Annotated in this window: 16 protein-coding genes; 9 read left to right on the forward strand and 7 right to left on the reverse strand. The window is 52.2% G+C overall.

Annotation, left to right across the window (positions count from 1 at the left end; genetic code table 11):
- Nucleotides 1-7 precede the first annotated feature (7 nt).
- Nucleotides 8-193 carry a general stress protein gene (locus AC790_RS13615; RefSeq protein WP_072093428.1) on the reverse strand — a complete coding sequence of 62 codons (186 nt, stop codon included), beginning with the start codon at nucleotides 191-193 and terminating at the stop codon, nucleotides 8-10.
- Nucleotides 194-786: 593 nt separating this feature from the next.
- Between AC790_RS13615 and AC790_RS13620 the strand changes: the two genes are divergently transcribed.
- From AC790_RS13620 to AC790_RS25010, 4 genes are all read left to right on the forward strand, one after another.
- Entirely contained in the window at nucleotides 787-999 is a 213-nt protein-coding gene (locus tag AC790_RS13620) for a cold-shock protein (protein WP_007889586.1), read from the forward strand.
- Between the two features lie 2 nt (nucleotides 1,000-1,001).
- Nucleotides 1,002-1,145 (forward strand): cold-shock protein, encoded by a 144-nt coding sequence (locus AC790_RS25140; protein WP_101764610.1) that lies wholly within the window; start codon nucleotides 1,002-1,004, stop codon nucleotides 1,143-1,145.
- 202 nt (nucleotides 1,146-1,347) lie between these two features.
- The gene (locus AC790_RS13625) at nucleotides 1,348-1,671 is read left to right on the forward strand and encodes a hypothetical protein (protein ID WP_049852150.1); all 324 of its coding nucleotides are present in this window, start codon (nucleotides 1,348-1,350) and stop codon (nucleotides 1,669-1,671) included.
- A 120-nt stretch (nucleotides 1,672-1,791) separates the two neighbouring features.
- On the forward strand, nucleotides 1,792-1,959 hold the full coding sequence (locus AC790_RS25010) for a hypothetical protein (protein ID WP_162838743.1): 168 nt from the start codon (nucleotides 1,792-1,794) through the stop codon (nucleotides 1,957-1,959).
- Nucleotides 1,960-2,007: 48 nt separating this feature from the next.
- Here the strand turns inward: AC790_RS25010 and AC790_RS13630 are convergent, their stop codons facing one another.
- The 3 genes from AC790_RS13630 to AC790_RS13640 form a co-directional block, all read right to left on the reverse strand.
- The gene (locus tag AC790_RS13630) at nucleotides 2,008-2,286 is read right to left on the reverse strand and encodes a hypothetical protein (protein WP_049852151.1); all 279 of its coding nucleotides are present in this window, start codon (nucleotides 2,284-2,286) and stop codon (nucleotides 2,008-2,010) included.
- Between the two features lie 62 nt (nucleotides 2,287-2,348).
- Nucleotides 2,349-3,122, reverse strand: coding sequence for a hypothetical protein (locus tag AC790_RS13635; RefSeq protein WP_049852152.1), 774 nt, complete (start codon nucleotides 3,120-3,122; stop codon nucleotides 2,349-2,351).
- A 123-nt stretch (nucleotides 3,123-3,245) separates the two neighbouring features.
- A complete protein-coding gene (locus AC790_RS13640) occupies nucleotides 3,246-3,977 on the reverse strand; it encodes a trans-aconitate 2-methyltransferase (RefSeq protein WP_049852153.1) in 732 nt (243 codons plus the stop codon).
- A 256-nt stretch (nucleotides 3,978-4,233) separates the two neighbouring features.
- Here AC790_RS13640 and AC790_RS13645 point away from each other — a divergent pair, with 256 nt between their 5' ends.
- Entirely contained in the window at nucleotides 4,234-4,881 is a 648-nt protein-coding gene (locus AC790_RS13645; RefSeq protein ID WP_007889600.1) for a metallophosphoesterase, read from the forward strand.
- Nucleotides 4,882-4,884: 3 nt separating this feature from the next.
- Here AC790_RS13645 and rsmF read toward each other — a convergent pair whose 3' ends face one another.
- The 3 genes from rsmF to yebS form a co-directional block, all read right to left on the reverse strand.
- A complete protein-coding gene (gene rsmF, locus AC790_RS13650; protein WP_049852154.1) occupies nucleotides 4,885-6,309 on the reverse strand; it encodes a 16S rRNA (cytosine(1407)-C(5))-methyltransferase RsmF in 1,425 nt (474 codons plus the stop codon).
- A 72-nt stretch (nucleotides 6,310-6,381) separates the two neighbouring features.
- Nucleotides 6,382-9,021, reverse strand: a complete 2,640-nt coding sequence (locus AC790_RS13655; protein ID WP_049852155.1) for a PqiB family protein — start codon at nucleotides 9,019-9,021, stop codon at nucleotides 6,382-6,384.
- Nucleotides 8,990-10,234 (reverse strand): membrane integrity lipid transport subunit YebS, encoded by a 1,245-nt coding sequence (gene yebS / locus AC790_RS13660; protein WP_049852156.1) that lies wholly within the window; start codon nucleotides 10,232-10,234, stop codon nucleotides 8,990-8,992. Before yebS ends, AC790_RS13655 begins: the two co-directional genes overlap by 32 nt.
- A gap of 217 nt (nucleotides 10,235-10,451) precedes the next feature.
- Between yebS and AC790_RS13665 the strand changes: the two genes are divergently transcribed.
- The 4 genes from AC790_RS13665 (at nucleotide 10,452) to htpX (ending at nucleotide 14,887) form a co-directional block, all read left to right on the forward strand.
- On the forward strand, nucleotides 10,452-10,952 hold the full coding sequence (locus tag AC790_RS13665) for a GAF domain-containing protein (protein ID WP_007889607.1): 501 nt from the start codon (nucleotides 10,452-10,454) through the stop codon (nucleotides 10,950-10,952).
- A 96-nt stretch (nucleotides 10,953-11,048) separates the two neighbouring features.
- Entirely contained in the window at nucleotides 11,049-11,726 is a 678-nt protein-coding gene (gene proQ / locus AC790_RS13670) for an RNA chaperone ProQ (protein ID WP_049852157.1), read from the forward strand.
- 19 nt (nucleotides 11,727-11,745) lie between these two features.
- Nucleotides 11,746-13,785, forward strand: a complete 2,040-nt coding sequence (gene prc / locus AC790_RS13675; RefSeq protein WP_049852158.1) for a carboxy terminal-processing peptidase — start codon at nucleotides 11,746-11,748, stop codon at nucleotides 13,783-13,785.
- A 220-nt stretch (nucleotides 13,786-14,005) separates the two neighbouring features.
- Nucleotides 14,006-14,887, forward strand: a complete 882-nt coding sequence (htpX, locus tag AC790_RS13680) for a protease HtpX (protein ID WP_007889611.1) — start codon at nucleotides 14,006-14,008, stop codon at nucleotides 14,885-14,887.
- Nucleotides 14,888-14,918: the final 31 nt, after the last annotated feature.

Consider the following 14,918-nt stretch of genomic DNA (forward strand, 5'->3'; position numbering starts at 1 on the left):
CTCGTTTTTACTCATCCTTTGCTGCTGGTCTGCGGCTGATTTTGCCCCCTTTTCTTCCAGCCTCAACGGCCCTTGCTGGATCGTTTCGGAAGTTACCCCCACTGACTTTTCCTCCGGCTTTGCCGGCTTCTCTGGCGCGATCAGGATTGTTAGCAAAATTCCCTGAGCCACCTTTATAAACATGCTCTTCCATAGGAATACCTCACATAAGTTTTCCGGAGAATTTAATAGGCTGACTGACTACGAGAAAAATCATAGTAGGTGGTTTGAGTTAAGTCAGGGGGCAGCGGATGCTTGATTGATGTAGATCAAAAAATGCTTTGAACATGTTGGATATAGATATTACCAAGAGAAATCAGGAGTACCGAAATTTGTCCGAACCTGATCCGAATAAACTGGTAAGTGTTTGATCTGCAAAGCGTGTAATGGTAAGTATTGCAACCATGAAAAGGGGTGCTTTTGTTATCTATCCCCATGATAGATAAGAGAAATATCCCTATGCATCGTAAATAGGAATCGTATTCGGTCTTTTTTTATCTGCATGCCTTTGCCATCTTTTTATCATTCATTAAAATGAAAAAATATTATCGCTTGCTTGTGGCATGGATAAATGCGTTAATGCTCCGTCGGTCTGAATAGCAGACAGTTAGAAGGTTAGTTCCCATTGTATTTCTCATCCCAGTTAGTGCCGCTTCAAGCCCTTTCTCTTTGAGTCTTATCCTAAGTTCTGATTCGTATCTGCAACTCGGCCCTTACGCCAATAGGCTCATTTAAAAGGTAAAAATTATGTCTAACAAAATTCTTGGAACGGTAAAATGGTTCAACTCAGAGAAAGGCTTCGGCTTTATTTCTCCTGAAAATGGCAGCAAGGACGTTTTCGTTCACTTCTCAGCCATTCAGGGCACAGATTATCGCTCACTTGATGAAGGTCAGCGTGTTGAGTTTTCAGTTGAAGATGGTCCAAAAGGTCCGTCAGCAACAAATGTATTAGGTCTGTAATTATTCGCATTTATAATCGTTTAAGATGTCCGCATTGCCAGAGTTCACAATATCGCACCTCCGCGTTCGATATTACTAAAATGAACCCCCATGGCGCTAAATGTATTTTCTGCAAATCATCAATGATTGTGTTGAAAACTGCATAATAACGGATTATCTCTCCTGATTTATATTGGGAGTTGTCAGGCGATTGCCTGATATAAGTATCACTAGCACTGCTTCGGCAGTGCTTTTTTTTGCGCTTAATACCGCGCTTTAGCACACTTATTCCTCTGATCGCTCTCGCCTTCACGTGATACATTCCTTGCCATCAAGTTACTTCACCTCAAATCAATGAGAATTAAGAAAATGCTTAAGCCTATGGCTATAGTCGCCATGCTGCTGCTTAGCGGTTGTGCACTAAAACAGTATCCGCAATCCGCCAAGGTGAGCGATGCAGAAGCGCAAACTTATGACTGCGCAACATTGAACCAGGAGATAGCTAAATCTCTTAGCGTGCAGCAGCAGATTGATAAAACAGGCGAATTTGATGCGCTGACGGTGCTCGGTTTCGTGGGTGATTTTGGCATCGGTAATGGCATTGCCAAAGCCAGCGCTAAGCATAACGCCGCGGCGCGATTATCACAGTTACAGGCGTTGAAATCGGTGCGTTGCCCGTCTAATGGTGCCTAATTATCACCAGCCAGACAGATAGCCCGTAGAAATGTGAGGCCAAAAAGCTGCAGTCAGCATGCGCAAAAAATGGTATAACGTTGGCGCATCTGTTTTATTGCCGGCTAATAAGGACCCTTCATGGCAAATACACAATATCTTCTCTGGGTAATGATTGGCACATTAACGCTGCTGAGTATCTTTATTGGTGTGGTAGTGGGTCGGGCAAAAACCCCGCGCATCGGCACAATAACCTTCGCCGGTTTATTAGCCTTTTTCTTGCTGGCAATTTTCCTGATCACGCGTTAGAGCTAAAACAGATAAATGCCACACGTCAGTTGTGGCAATGGTTTGGCGTTACGGGGCAGGATGCAGAGCAGCGCGGTGTCGAGCAATCAGTTGCTCCGCCAGAGAGCGATCTTCTTCATGTTGTGAAATGTAATGCTCATACGGATCTTTCACGCCCAAACTTTCAATATAATCGAGATGAGCCTGTTTTATTTCCCGGTTGATATATTGAATCACCTCTAAACCTGACTCATCGGCATAGGCCGGCGCTTTGCTTTTAATTGCGCGAATTAATTCCACGTTATTTTGCATAAACACTTCCAGATCAATTTTATAATAGTCTTTCATTGGCTCGCTCCTGTAGACATCATCAATATCTAACCTTAGCAGAGCATTATCATCGATTGTGACTATCCATGCGCAACATCCCAGCCGCTGCCATTGCGAATGTGGCCCCAGCAAGGAGTAATGTCCTGTTCTAACTGATAAATCAGAGCCAATATCAAATTCAGGTTATAGCGGGTTACTTCGTTATGTTGTGTGATGCACGGCGAGGCGGACTCGATCAAATTGAAGTTACGGTATTTCTGCAGCAGCGCCAGGTTGGGTATAATTTCCTGTTCACGTTGGTAGTCGGCAAGGGCAGTGAAAAGATAGATATTTTTATCTGTCTGGCGATCGCGTCGCAGGGTATTTGGCAAGAGCTTATTTAATAACGTCACTGCTGCGGGGGTAATGGTGCCCATCATGGCTTCGCCTACTTTTGGCCACATAGTCTCCGCATAATCACCTAGATAAAATTGTGGCACGGCAGTAATGATGTTTTTAATGTTATGCCGGACGCCAAAGTAGAGTGCCGCACTGCCGCCTTTAGAGGCGCCGAGTATCGAAACATTTGCCGGTGTGGTCAGTTCTATTACCGAACGAATCAGTTGGCTCACGCCATGCTCAATATCGAAGTTCATATTGTTGCACAGGTAGTAAGCGGGCAGCCCCTGGAAATCATCTTTGATCCACAACACCGCCGATCGTGTATGTTGCAACAGCGTAAAGTCGTAGATGGTGGGATCTGGCAGGTTAAAACCCGACATGACGATCAATAAATGCCCATTATCATCGGTTGCCGGTTTATAGCGATAATGGATATCGAGAGCGGGACGAAAGTTAAAGATGTAGTCAGTCAAAGTAAGCGGCTCAGAAAAGGAGTTCACCGATCAAAGACGACACTTATGCTGGATAATTAAATGACTTGGGTGAGCGGCAGAAAAGCTTTAATTGGGGCTGCAGAGCGCAGCCACTTTTGGAATCTAACGAGGTTTACGCGCAGCCAGTAGAAACATCATTGGGCGGTCGCGCTCTTCTGCCAGGGCGGGATTCTGTGCTAACTGTGCTTCATCGGGTCCCCATTCATCAAGATGGACGATCTCAAATCCTGCGGCAATCAGTGCATTAATCCAGGAAGCCAGTTTGCGATGCTGTTTTTTTACGCCATCGGCAAACCAGTTGCTGATGCGCTCACCCTCCTGCTGATAGTGATTCACCGGCCAACTACGCTGCTGTTGATCATCAATTATCCACTGCTGCGCCGTTGGCGCGGTGTAAATCGGATGCTCGCAAGAGAACACCAGCGCACCACCTGGCGTTAAGGCATTGAACAGGGTGGCGAAGAGCGTATCAATGTTGCTGAGATAATGCAGCGCCAGCGAGCTGTAGGCGAGATCAAAGGTTTCGCTGAGTTGCAGCGTTTCTAAATCGGCACGCTGATAGCGAATGCCCGTTCCTTGAGTCATGGTTGCGGCTTGCGCCAGCATCTTCTCTGAGACATCGAGCCCCAGTACCTCACGCGCGCCTTGCTGTTGTGCGTAACGGCAAAACCAGCCATAGCCGCAGCCGAGATCGAGAATGCGTTTATCATGTAGATCGGGAAGCAAAGCGCGCAGTGCGGGCCATTCCGGTGCGCCGTCCAATCCCTGCACTGAACGTGGCAGCGTGGCATAGCCGGCAAAAAAATGCGGGTCGTCGTAAATATTCTGGCTCATACAGGCTCCTTTATATGATGCGCAAAGGAGTTTAGGCGTTTAGCGAGGAAAGTAAAGCTGCGTAATTATCCCACAAATAACAGATGCACCAGGCGAGCCAGCGATTCGAGCAGCAGCAAGCTGCCGATGAAGATAACGATCAAGACACCAATAAATTGTTTACGGCCGCTCATGCTGTTCCCTCCGCTGGCTAAACCTCACCGGACTATACTTTAAGCCGGGCTCACTAAACTTCCAGTCAACCGGGGAAGATTACATGCTTTACCAACGGGTAAGTGCGCAAATGTGGCGAAACATTTGGGTGGTGGGCGATTTACACGGCTGCCGCGCCCAGCTTGATGCGCAGCTCCTCAAGCGGGATTTTGACAAGCAGCAGGATTTATTGCTGTCGGTGGGCGATTTGATTGATCGCGGGCCAGACAGTCCCGGCTGTTTAGCGCTATTGCAAGAACCCTGGTTTCGCTGTGTGCGCGGCAATCACGAACAGATGGCGCTCGCCGCGCTGGATGGGCGCGATCAGACCTTGTGGATGATGAACGGCGGCGAATGGTTTTGGCAGTTGAAGGGCGCAAAGTTAATCGCTGCGCGCCATGCGTTGAAACGCTGCGCCGATTTACCGTTGGTTTTGCATCTGGAATTCGGCGACCGCGTGGTGGTGATTGCTCACGCCGATTATCCTGCCAGCTATTATGCACTGGGGCAGGATGTCGATTGGCAACAGGTGGTGTGGAGTCGCGATCGGCTGGGACGCCATCAACGTGGCGCTTCAGCAAACATTGCGGGCGCCAGCGATTTTTACTTCGGCCACACGCCGTTGGAGCAACCGCTGCATGTGGCGAATCAGCATTATATTGATACCGGCGCGGTTTTCGGCAACTGTCTCACGCTGGTAAAATTGCAGTAATGCTTAGCGGAACAGACGCCCGTCGCGCACCAGTTCACGCGGATAACTGTTTTTAATCCGATTGCCGACTTTTTTGGCCAATCCTAAAGGTTGTGACTGATAGGTCACAATCACCTCATCGCGATTCGGTAACGACTCAGGATGAATATCCTGACCGCGATACCAGGTTTCTGCCTCCGCATCGGTAAGGGCAAAATCCAGCGCGCTGCCTGGCTTACTCAACGCGACAACGGCTTCATGCTGCCAGCGATAACCTTTCGGGAAGGTTTCTGCCAGCTTAAGGCCGATACGCGAGAAGCGCACTTTACCCAGCCAACTTTCCAGCGCTGCCGGAAAGAGCCACAGCTCTTTATCGCGCTGCCACAGCGTGTGATTGTCATCCCATTGCAAGCCTACTTTTGCTGCTGCCTGCTGTACCTCGGCACTGAGCTTACGGCTGGCCGGCGAGAAGGGCAGTTTGCCCACTTTATAGGTCGGTGCGGGCAACCCGGGAATGCTGGCGGTTTTACGCAGGCGTGCCACAAAGAAGCCTTCGCTATCGAAAATTTGCGGGAACACGTGCAGGAAACCTTCCGGTGTTAAAGCCCGATCGGCACCAGCAAATAGCCCATTCAGCGGCACAATTTCTACCGCATCGGGATAACGCTGTTGCAACCAGTGAATCACCTGCTGGTTTTCAATCTGATTGAGCGTGCAGGTCGAGTAGATCAGCATGCCGCCGGGTTGTAATGCATGGAAAGCGCTGTCAATGAGATCGCGCTGGGTTTCAGCGATCGCTTCGGTGCTGGCCAACGTCCAGTTACGCAGCGCATCGGCGTCCTTACGCACCACGCCTTCGCCAGAGCAGGGCGCATCCAGCAGAATGGCATCGAAACGTTCCGGCAGCGCCGCGCCAAACACCCGACCATCAAAATGGGTGAGCGCCACATTGCTCACGCCGCAGCGGCTGATATTGGCGTGCAGCACTTTGACGCGACTGGCGGAATATTCGTTGGCAAGGATGGCGCCTTCATTGCGCATCAGCGCGGCCATCTGCGTGGTTTTGGAGCCTGGTGCAGCAGCCACATCCATCACCTGACGCGCATCGGGTGCGGCGTCGAACAGTGCGGTAACCGGCAGCATCGAGCTGGCTTCCTGAATATAAAACAGCCCGCTAAGGTGCTCCGCAACGCTACCCAGCGGCAGCGACTCATCGTCACGCTCAATCCAGAACCCTTCGGTGCACCATGGAATGGGTGACAGCCGCCAGCCATAATCAGCGGTGCGGACGAGGAAATCATCCACGCTAATTTTTAAGGTATTAACGCGTAAGCTGCGGCGCAGCGGTTGCTGGCTGATGGCGAGAAAGCGTTGCAATTCAGTGTCATCAGCGAGGCTGGCGCGCATTAGCGCGAGGAAATCTTCGGGAAAGCGATCGGACACGGGCATCTACCGGGAAACAAAATGAGCGCGAAGTGTAACATGCGAAAAAGAATCGGGCAGCCAGGCTGCCCGATTTGCTTAAGGTTGATTAGGATCCGGAATCGCCGTGCCCCAATTGCGCCACTCTTTTGGCGCTTCATCCTGCAGCAGGAAGTGTTTGTTGGCGCCGGCCTGTGGTGCTAGCGGTACCGTTGGCGGCGTTGCAAACTGTACGCCGCCGCGGATGAATTGCTGGAAGGTGCCGGTTTTCAACACGCCGCCGATCAGGCCGAAATCGAAGTTATAACCGGAAGCGAGCCAGAACACCGAGTTGTTACGTACCAGATGCTGGTATTTCTTGCTGATACGCAGCGCGATCTGTACGCGATCGGCCATGTTACCCAACGACGTGCCGGTCACGGTACCGACTTCAACGCCACGGAACAGCACCGGCGTTCCCACCGACAGCGATCCCGCGTCAGCGGCATCGACATAAATCGTTAAGCCGTTAAGGTAACGAGAATCGGTGATAGTGCTTTCCTGCAGTTCAAAGGTGCGCGCCGGAGAACCTTTGCCCGGATCGACGTTGAGGTAAGGCTGCAGCAGCGTTTCGATATGATTAACCCCTGCGGCAGAAATCTCCGGCGACACCACCGAGAAGCGGCTGCCGATACGCGCGAAGTCCTGCACGTATTCCGGATAGAGCACCGCTTTTGCTACCACCTGATTGTTATCAGAACTCAGCGCCAGCGATTCAACCTGACCGATGTTGATGCCGAGATAGCGGATCGGCATACCCGCAGCCAGTTTGCTGGCATCGAAGGTGTGCAGCGTAATCTGACTGCCGACGGCACGCGCCACGGTTTCTGAAGAGTACAGCACGCGCTTCACGCCTTTCACCGCCTGCGCTCCGGTCAGATTATCAAAACTGATTGCACCTTTAAGGGCGCGGTTGAGCGGAGATGCCTGCACCGTCAAACCGCTGCCGTTGAGCTGCACTTTGGCACCACCTTCAGCCCAGAATACGCTCTCGCTGGTAAGTAACTTGCGATACTGCGGCTGAATGTGAATCGAGATTTCAAAGGCATCCGCGCGCGGCACGACATCAACCACTTCACCCACCTGGAATTTGCGATACAGCAGCACCGAACCGGCCTGCACATCTGGCAAGCTGTTGGCGGTCAGCTTCAGTGTGGTCGGGGGCTGTTCGCCGACAATACCTTCCTCCGCACGTTCCGCATCGGCATATAAAGGATAACGACTGGACGGATTGCCTTTCGCGCCTGGAATCAGGCGAATGCCGCCATCGACCCATTCGCGTGCGCTGGCACCCAGCACCTGCATACCATCAAGGCCAAACTTCACGTCGAGGCGGCTATTCACCACAAATTTACTGTCGGCGTGCACCAGCTTGCGGTGTTCGGGATTAATGGCGGCGACGAAGCTGATGCCATTCTCATCCAGCGTACGGGAAATCACCTGACCAATTTTCATGCCATACAGCATCACCGGCTGGCCCGCATCAATGCCATAGGTTTCCGGCGCGCTAAGTTTTACCGTCAACACATCGGGCTTTTGTAATAGCGTTTCGCTGGCGGGCAGCACGGTGAATTGATCCTGCGGCTCGCCTTCGCCGGGTACCAATTCGAGGGTGTTGCCGGTCAACAGGCTGCTAAGGTTGGTATCCGTCAGGCTAATTTTCGGTGTGCGCATTTCAATGCGCGTGCCGCTGCGCATCAAACTGGTTACCGAAGGGTCAACCGTGAGTTCGCCAGTGACTTTACCGCCATCCTGCAGGTTAAGTTTGGTCAAGGTGCCGACTTCCAGGCCCTGATACATCAGCGGCGTGCTGTCGGCTTTCAGATTGTCGCCGCTCGGTAAATCAAGTTTGACCTGAACCCCGCGCTGACTGCGCGCTAAATCCGGGTAGAGTTGATAGGTGGCATCGACATTTGCCTGCTGACCGTCATTGGGGGAATCGAAGGCAATCGCGCCGTTGACGAGGGCGGCAAGGCTTTCCAGTTTCACCTTTGCACCGCTCAGGCTGACATCCGCATCAACGCCGGAAACGTTCCAGAAGCGGCTCTGCTTTTTCACCAGATTGATGAAGCGACGCTCAATCAGCACATCGATGGTCACGCCATCGGTGCTGTTATTCAGGCTGTAATCGTAAACACGACCGACCGGAATTTTGCGGTAATAGACCAGTGAACCGGTATTGAGTGAGCCAAGGTCCGGCGCGCGCAGATGAATCAGCAGTTCACCGGTATTAACACGATATTTCGGTTGGGTATCTAACGCGGTAAAGCGTTCGCTCTCTTTGCCTTTGCCCGGCATCATGCCGATGTAGTTACCGCCGACTAATGCATCAAGTCCGGACACGCCGGCCAGTGAGGCTTTTGGCGTCACCAGCCAGAACTGCGTGTCTTCACGCAGCGCATCGCGCATATCGCTCTTGATACTGGCTTTGATCTGGATGCTGCGATAATCATCGCTCAGCACGATGCCTTGCACCGTGCCCACTTCCACGCCCTGATATCGAATCGGCGTGCGGCCGGGCACGATGCCGTCGGCGGTTTGGAAGTTAATGGTGATCGTCGTACCGCGCTCTTCATAATTGGTCCATAACAGCCAGCCTGCGATCAGCAAAGCGATAATGGGCAATAACCAGAACGGCGAAATCTTGCGCTTATTGCGCAGATTGGCGCTAGTCGGTGTAGTCGGCGTTTCCTGTTGCATGTGCATCCCAGATCAGGCGGCTATCAAGCCACTCTACAGCCATAATGGTCAGGACAACGGCAGCGCCAAAATAGAAGGCGGCCGGTCCCATGGTAAAAGCCAGTAACTGATCACGATTGACCAGCGACATGGTTAACGCAATCACGAACAGATCCAGCATTGACCAGCGACCCACCCAGGTAACGGCGCGCAGCAGACGAATGCGGGTTTTTAAGCCCTGTTCGCATTTAAAATGAATACTGATCAGTAACGTCAGCATCACTAATACTTTGGTAAACGGCACCAGAATACTGGCAATAAAGACCACCGCAGCGACCGGCACATTGCCGGATGCCAGGCCCAGAATGCCGGAGAAAATGGTGTCTTCGCGTCGTGCACCGTTAACGTAAACCACCGAAATAGGCAGTAGATTGGCGGGAATCAGCAGCACAATTGAGGCGATCAGCGCCGCCCAGGACTTCTGCAAACTGTGGCGACGGCGATAGTCGAGTGGTGTATGACAACGCGTACAGCGCCCACGCGCATCGGGCACGCCAGTTTGATGGCAGTTGAGGCATACTTGCCACTCTTCCGGCGGCGAAGTGGGCATGGCTTGCGGATAATAGTGTTCCCATAACTGCTCGACGTTAAGATGAATCAGCGTCAGCAGGCTGAGTACCGTCAGCGCTATATAGGCCACTAAGCCATAACCCACTTCCAGCGCGGCGTAATCCTGCACCTTTATCGATGCCACTGCCACGCCGACCAGATAGATATCCAGCATCACCCACTCTTTCAGCTTATCGAGCATTAGCAGGACCGGACGCAGGTTCATACCGAGCGCGTTACCCACCCACAGATAGAGAATGCCCGCCACCAGCGTGACCGGCGCGCCGATGGTACAGAACGCGACCATCGAAGCGGTCAGCGTGTTGCCCTGCTGTGCCATCTGAATCACACCTTCCAGCAGGCTCGCGTTAATACGCATTCCGAGCAGGCGAATATCGACCAGCGGCAAGCTGAAGGCGAACGGCATCAATACGATCATCACCACCGCCATGGCGGTGAGGCGTGTCATTGACCAGTCACGTCCGCTCTGTATTTGTGCATGACAGCGTGGGCAATAGGCCGTCTGATGCGATTTCACATCCGGTAAGGAAAAAAGGGTATCGCATTGCGGACAACGCTGATAACGTGCGTGGGGCAACGTCTGGCTGATAGCGTGAATTTTCATAGGTGACGCGAGTGCCCATCGTTCGTTACGTTTACCGGCATGCTGAGTAGAGCCATTCTGCCTGCAATAATCGGTGGTACAAGAATATCCTTCATCACCGACTGCTAAGGGTATAGTAACTAACTCAATGATTCACCTTATGCGCCTGGATTATTAGTGCTTATTTTAACAACTGAGTGACAACAAGGTCACCCCAGTGACGAGTTATGGTTGAACAATGAACAAAAAAGCTTTTTACGAGGATTTGAATCGTGATGTCCGCGCCCTGTTGGCGGGTGAAACCTCGTTCCTCGCAGCGCTCGGCAATTGCAGTGCGCTGTTATTTGAACGCCTGGAAGGCGTGAACTGGGCTGGATTCTATTTGCTGACTGAGCCGAATACGCTGGTGTTAGGTCCTTTCCAGGGCAAAATTGCATGCGTACGCATTCCGGTGGGTAAAGGCGTGTGCGGTACCGCAGTGGCTGAGGACAAAGTGCAGCTGGTGGAAGACGTGCATGCGTTCCCGGGCCATATCGCCTGTGATGCAGCAAGCAACGCCGAAATCGTGATTCCTCTGAAAGTGAATGGCACTCTGGTGGGTGTTTTAGACATTGATAGTACGGTTTATTCTCGCTTCGATAGCGAGGATGAAGCGGGGCTGGTGGCCCTTACCGACGGGCTTTGTGAAGTGCTGGCGGGCAGCGACATCGTAAAATTTATTCAGCTGACGCACAGCTAATCGACTGGATCACATAGCATTTGGCGATGTTGTCATTATAATGTCGCCTGTTCATGCCTGCTCTGGTCGGCAAATCCGTTGTAATCAGGAAATTTCATGGAAAATCAACCTAAGTTGAATAGCAGTAAAGAAGTCATCGCCTTTTTGGCGGAGCGTTTTCCGCAATGCTTTAGCGCCGAAGGCGAGGCGCGTCCGCTCAAAATCGGCATTTTTCAAGATCTGGTCGAGCGTGTTCAAGGCGAACTGAGCCTGAGCAAGACGCAACTGCGTTCTGCCTTACGTCTATATACCTCTAGCTGGCGTTATCTTTATGGCATCAAAGCAGGTGCCATTCGTGTTGATCTCGACGGTAACGCCTGTGGCGTGCTGGATGAGCAACACGTAGAACATGCGCGCAAGCAACTGGAAGAAGCCAAAGCTCGCGTTCAGGCGCAGCGCGATCAGCAGAAAGCGAAGAAGCGTGAAGCCGGTGAAGAGACCGCTGAACGTCGTCCGCGCAAGCCTGCTCCGCGTAAAGCTGCCGAAGGTGATGCACCGCGTAAGCCGCGTCCACAGGCTCCGCGTGCGGCCTCTGCTGAACGTAGTGCGCTGCAGCCACCGCGAGCCAAACCTGTCACTGATACCTCAACGCTGCAGCCTGGCCAGAACATTAAAGTGACTGCAGGCAAAGGTGCAATGGACGCTACCATTCTTGAGATCACCAAAGATGGCGTTCGGGTTCAGCTCGCTTCCGGCATGGCAATGATTGTGCGCGCAGAACATTTGCAGTTCTGAAACGGAGGCTGACCCTGGCATGAACAATTTTTTAAAGATCGGTATGATCGCGGGCCTGCTATTAGCAGGCCCCACCTTTGGCGCAGACAACATTACCCGCGCCGACCAGATTCCCCAATTGCATGAAGATCCACAGCATCCCACCGTTAGCGAACGCGTTACGTCACGTTTCACCCGCTCTCACTATCGCCAGTTCGATTTGAATCAGGACTTTTCTGCGAAAATCTTTGATCGCTACCTGAATCTGCTGGACTACAGCCACAACGTGCTGCTGGCATCGGATATCGCGCAATACACCGATAAAAAAACCACCGTTGGTGATGAGTTCCGCAGCGGTAAGCTGGATGTGTTTTACGATCTCTACAATCTGGCGCAGAAACGCCGTTTTGAGCGCTATCAATATGCGCTGAGCGTGCTGAGCCGCCCAATGAATTTCACCGGCAATGACACCATTGACATTGATCGGGCAAAAGCGCCCTGGCCGAAAAGCGTGGATGAGCTTAACGCGCTTTGGGATGCCAAAGTTAAATATGACGAACTGAGCCTGAAGTTGGCCGACAAAGATGAGAAAGAGATTCGTGAAACGCTGACCAAGCGTTACAACTTTGCCATTCGTCGTCTGGCGCAAAGCAACAGTGAAGATGTGTTCCAGCTGGCGATGACCGCGTTCGCGCATGAAATCGATCCGCACACTAACTATCTTTCACCGCGCAACACAGAACAGTTCAATACCGAAATGAGCCTGTCGCTGGAAGGTATCGGCGCCGTGCTGCAGATGGACGATGATTACACGGTGATCAACTCAATGGTGGCGGGTGGTCCGGCTGCGAAGAGCAAATCGATCAGCGTGGGCGATCGCATTGTTGGCGTTGGCCAGCCAGGCAAGCCGATGGAAGACGTTATCGGCTGGCGTCTGGACGATGTGGTTTCAAAAATCAAAGGACCGAAAGGCAGCAAAGTACGCCTGGAGATCCTGCCAGCCGGTAAGGGTACCAAAACCCGTACTGTAACGCTGACGCGTGAGAAGATCCGCCTGGAAGACCGTGCCGTTAAAGGCACCGTACATAACGTGGGCAAAGAGAAAGTCGGCGTGCTCGACATTCCTGGCTTCTACGTTGGTCTGACTGACGACGTAAAAGTACAACTGCAAAAACTGCAGAAGCAGAACGTCGACAGCGTAGTCATCGATCTGCGTACCAATGGTGGCGGTGCATTGACCGAAGCGGTTTCACTGTCCGGTCTGTTCATTCCGAGCGGTCCAGTGGTGCAGGTTCGTGATAACAACGGTCGTGTGCGTGAAGACAGCGATAACGATGGCATTGTTTACTACAAAGGTCCGCTGGTAGTGCTGGTTGATCGCTTCAGTGCTTCGGCATCGGAAATCTTCGCCGCCGCGATGCAGGATTACGGCCGTGCGCTGATCGTCGGTGAACCCACCTTCGGTAAAGGTACCGTGCAGCAGTATCGTTCTCTAAACCGCATCTACGATCAGATGCTGCGTCCGGAATGGCCAGCGTTAGGCTCGGTGCAGTACACCATTCAGAAGTTCTATCGCATCAACGGTGGCAGTACCCAGCGTAAAGGCGTAACGCCGGATCTGCTGATGCCTACCGGTGTTGAAGCGGCAGAAACCGGCGAGAAGTTCGAGGATAACGCGTTACCTTGGGACAGCGTGAATGCGGCAAGCTATACCAAAACGGGCGATATTGCTCCGCTGGTACCGCAACTGACCAAAGAGCATGCCGATCGCATCGCTAAAGATCGCGAGTTCCAGTACATCATGAAAGATATTGCGCGTTTCGACGCAATGAAGGACAAGCGCAATATCGTGTCACTCAATCTCGCGCAGCGTGAGAAAGAGAATCATGAAGATGATGCACTGCGTCTGGAGCGCATTAATGCGCGCTATCAGGCGGAAGGCAAAGCACCGCTGAAGAGCATCGAAGATCTGCCAAAAGACTACAAAGAGCCGGATCCTTATCTGGATGAAACGGTGAAAATCGCTAATGACATGGCGCAGCTGGAGAAATCTCAGCCAGCTGCTCAGGCCGCGAAATAGCTCCTCGGCATCTGAAACAGCACCGCTTCGGCGGTGCTTTTTTTTACACTCAACTTGTTGTTAAGACGTGCTAATGCACGGTATCGCGCTCTTTACGACTCAATGTAAAGTTATGTCTTTTTAGGCACTTAAAGATTAAGGTTGCTTGAAAAGCGCGGCAATGACCATAGGATAGATATCCGCGCATAAGCGCGTGCACAACTGAGGAAGATTAACGTTTATGATGCGTATTGCTCTTTTCCTGCTCACCAACTTAGCGGTGATGTTGGTTTTCGGACTGATCTTGAGTCTGACAGGAATCCAGTCAAGCAGTGTTCAGGGTCTGATGATTATGGCAGGTCTGTTTGGCTTTGGCGGTGCGTTTGTTTCACTGCTGATGTCCAAATGGATGGCGTTGCGCTCTGTCGGTGGTGAAGTGATTCAACAACCCCGTAATGAGACGGAACGCTGGCTGATGGAAACCGTCGGCCGCCAGGCACAACAGGCTGGCATTGCGATGCCGCAGGTGGCGATTTATCACGCGCCCGATATTAACGCTTTTGCGACTGGCGCGCGCCGCGATGCGTCGCTGGTTGCCGTTTCAACCGGACTGTTGCAAAACATGAGCCGTGATGAGGCGGAAGCGGTGCTGGCGCACGAAATCGCCCATATTGCTAATGGCGACATGATCACCATGACGCTGATTCAGGGTGTGGTGAACACCTTTGTGATCTTCATCTCACGTATTCTGGCGCAGATCGCCTCGGGCTTCCTCTCCGGCAATCGCGACGGTGAAGAGAGCAGCAACGGTAATCCAATGGTTTACTTTGCGGTGTCGATGGTGCTGGAGTTGCTGTTTGGTTTCCTCGCCAGCATCATCACCATGTGGTTCTCGCGCCATCGTGAATTCCACGCCGATGCAGGTTCAGCCAAGCTGGTAGGACGCGAGAAGATGATCGCTGCACTGCAGCGTCTGAAAACCAGCTACGAGCCGCAGGAACCAAGCAGCATGATGGCGTTCTGCATCAACGGTAAAAACAAATCGTTGAGTGAGCTGTTCATGTCGCACCCGCCGCTCGATAAACGTATCGAAGCGCTGCGCAGCGGTGAATACCTGAAATAGTTGTGAGACACAGCATAACCAAGGGCGCCTG

Source organism: Pantoea sp. RIT-PI-b, assembly GCF_001187905.1.
Taxonomy (GTDB): domain Bacteria; phylum Pseudomonadota; class Gammaproteobacteria; order Enterobacterales; family Enterobacteriaceae; genus Pantoea; species Pantoea nemavictus.

Coding starts and splice junctions, on each gene's coding strand:
- AC790_RS13615 (WP_072093428.1), bottom strand. CDS start 193: ATGGAAGAGCATGTTTATAAAGGTGGCTCAGGGAATTTTGCTAACAAT.
- AC790_RS13620 (WP_007889586.1), top strand. CDS start 787: ATGTCTAACAAAATTCTTGGAACGGTAAAATGGTTCAACTCAGAGAAA.
- AC790_RS13625 (WP_049852150.1), top strand. CDS start 1,348: ATGCTTAAGCCTATGGCTATAGTCGCCATGCTGCTGCTTAGCGGTTGT.
- AC790_RS25010 (WP_162838743.1), top strand. CDS start 1,792: ATGGCAAATACACAATATCTTCTCTGGGTAATGATTGGCACATTAACG.
- AC790_RS13630 (WP_049852151.1), bottom strand. CDS start 2,286: ATGAAAGACTATTATAAAATTGATCTGGAAGTGTTTATGCAAAATAAC.
- AC790_RS13640 (WP_049852153.1), bottom strand. CDS start 3,977: ATGAGCCAGAATATTTACGACGACCCGCATTTTTTTGCCGGCTATGCC.
- AC790_RS13645 (WP_007889600.1), top strand. CDS start 4,234: ATGCTTTACCAACGGGTAAGTGCGCAAATGTGGCGAAACATTTGGGTG.
- rsmF (WP_049852154.1), bottom strand. CDS start 6,309: ATGCCCGTGTCCGATCGCTTTCCCGAAGATTTCCTCGCGCTAATGCGC.
- AC790_RS13655 (WP_049852155.1), bottom strand. CDS start 9,021: ATGCAACAGGAAACGCCGACTACACCGACTAGCGCCAATCTGCGCAAT.
- yebS (WP_049852156.1), bottom strand. CDS start 10,234: ATGAAAATTCACGCTATCAGCCAGACGTTGCCCCACGCACGTTATCAG.
- AC790_RS13665 (WP_007889607.1), top strand. CDS start 10,452: ATGAACAAAAAAGCTTTTTACGAGGATTTGAATCGTGATGTCCGCGCC.
- proQ (WP_049852157.1), top strand. CDS start 11,049: ATGGAAAATCAACCTAAGTTGAATAGCAGTAAAGAAGTCATCGCCTTT.
- prc (WP_049852158.1), top strand. CDS start 11,746: ATGAACAATTTTTTAAAGATCGGTATGATCGCGGGCCTGCTATTAGCA.
- htpX (WP_007889611.1), top strand. CDS start 14,006: ATGATGCGTATTGCTCTTTTCCTGCTCACCAACTTAGCGGTGATGTTG.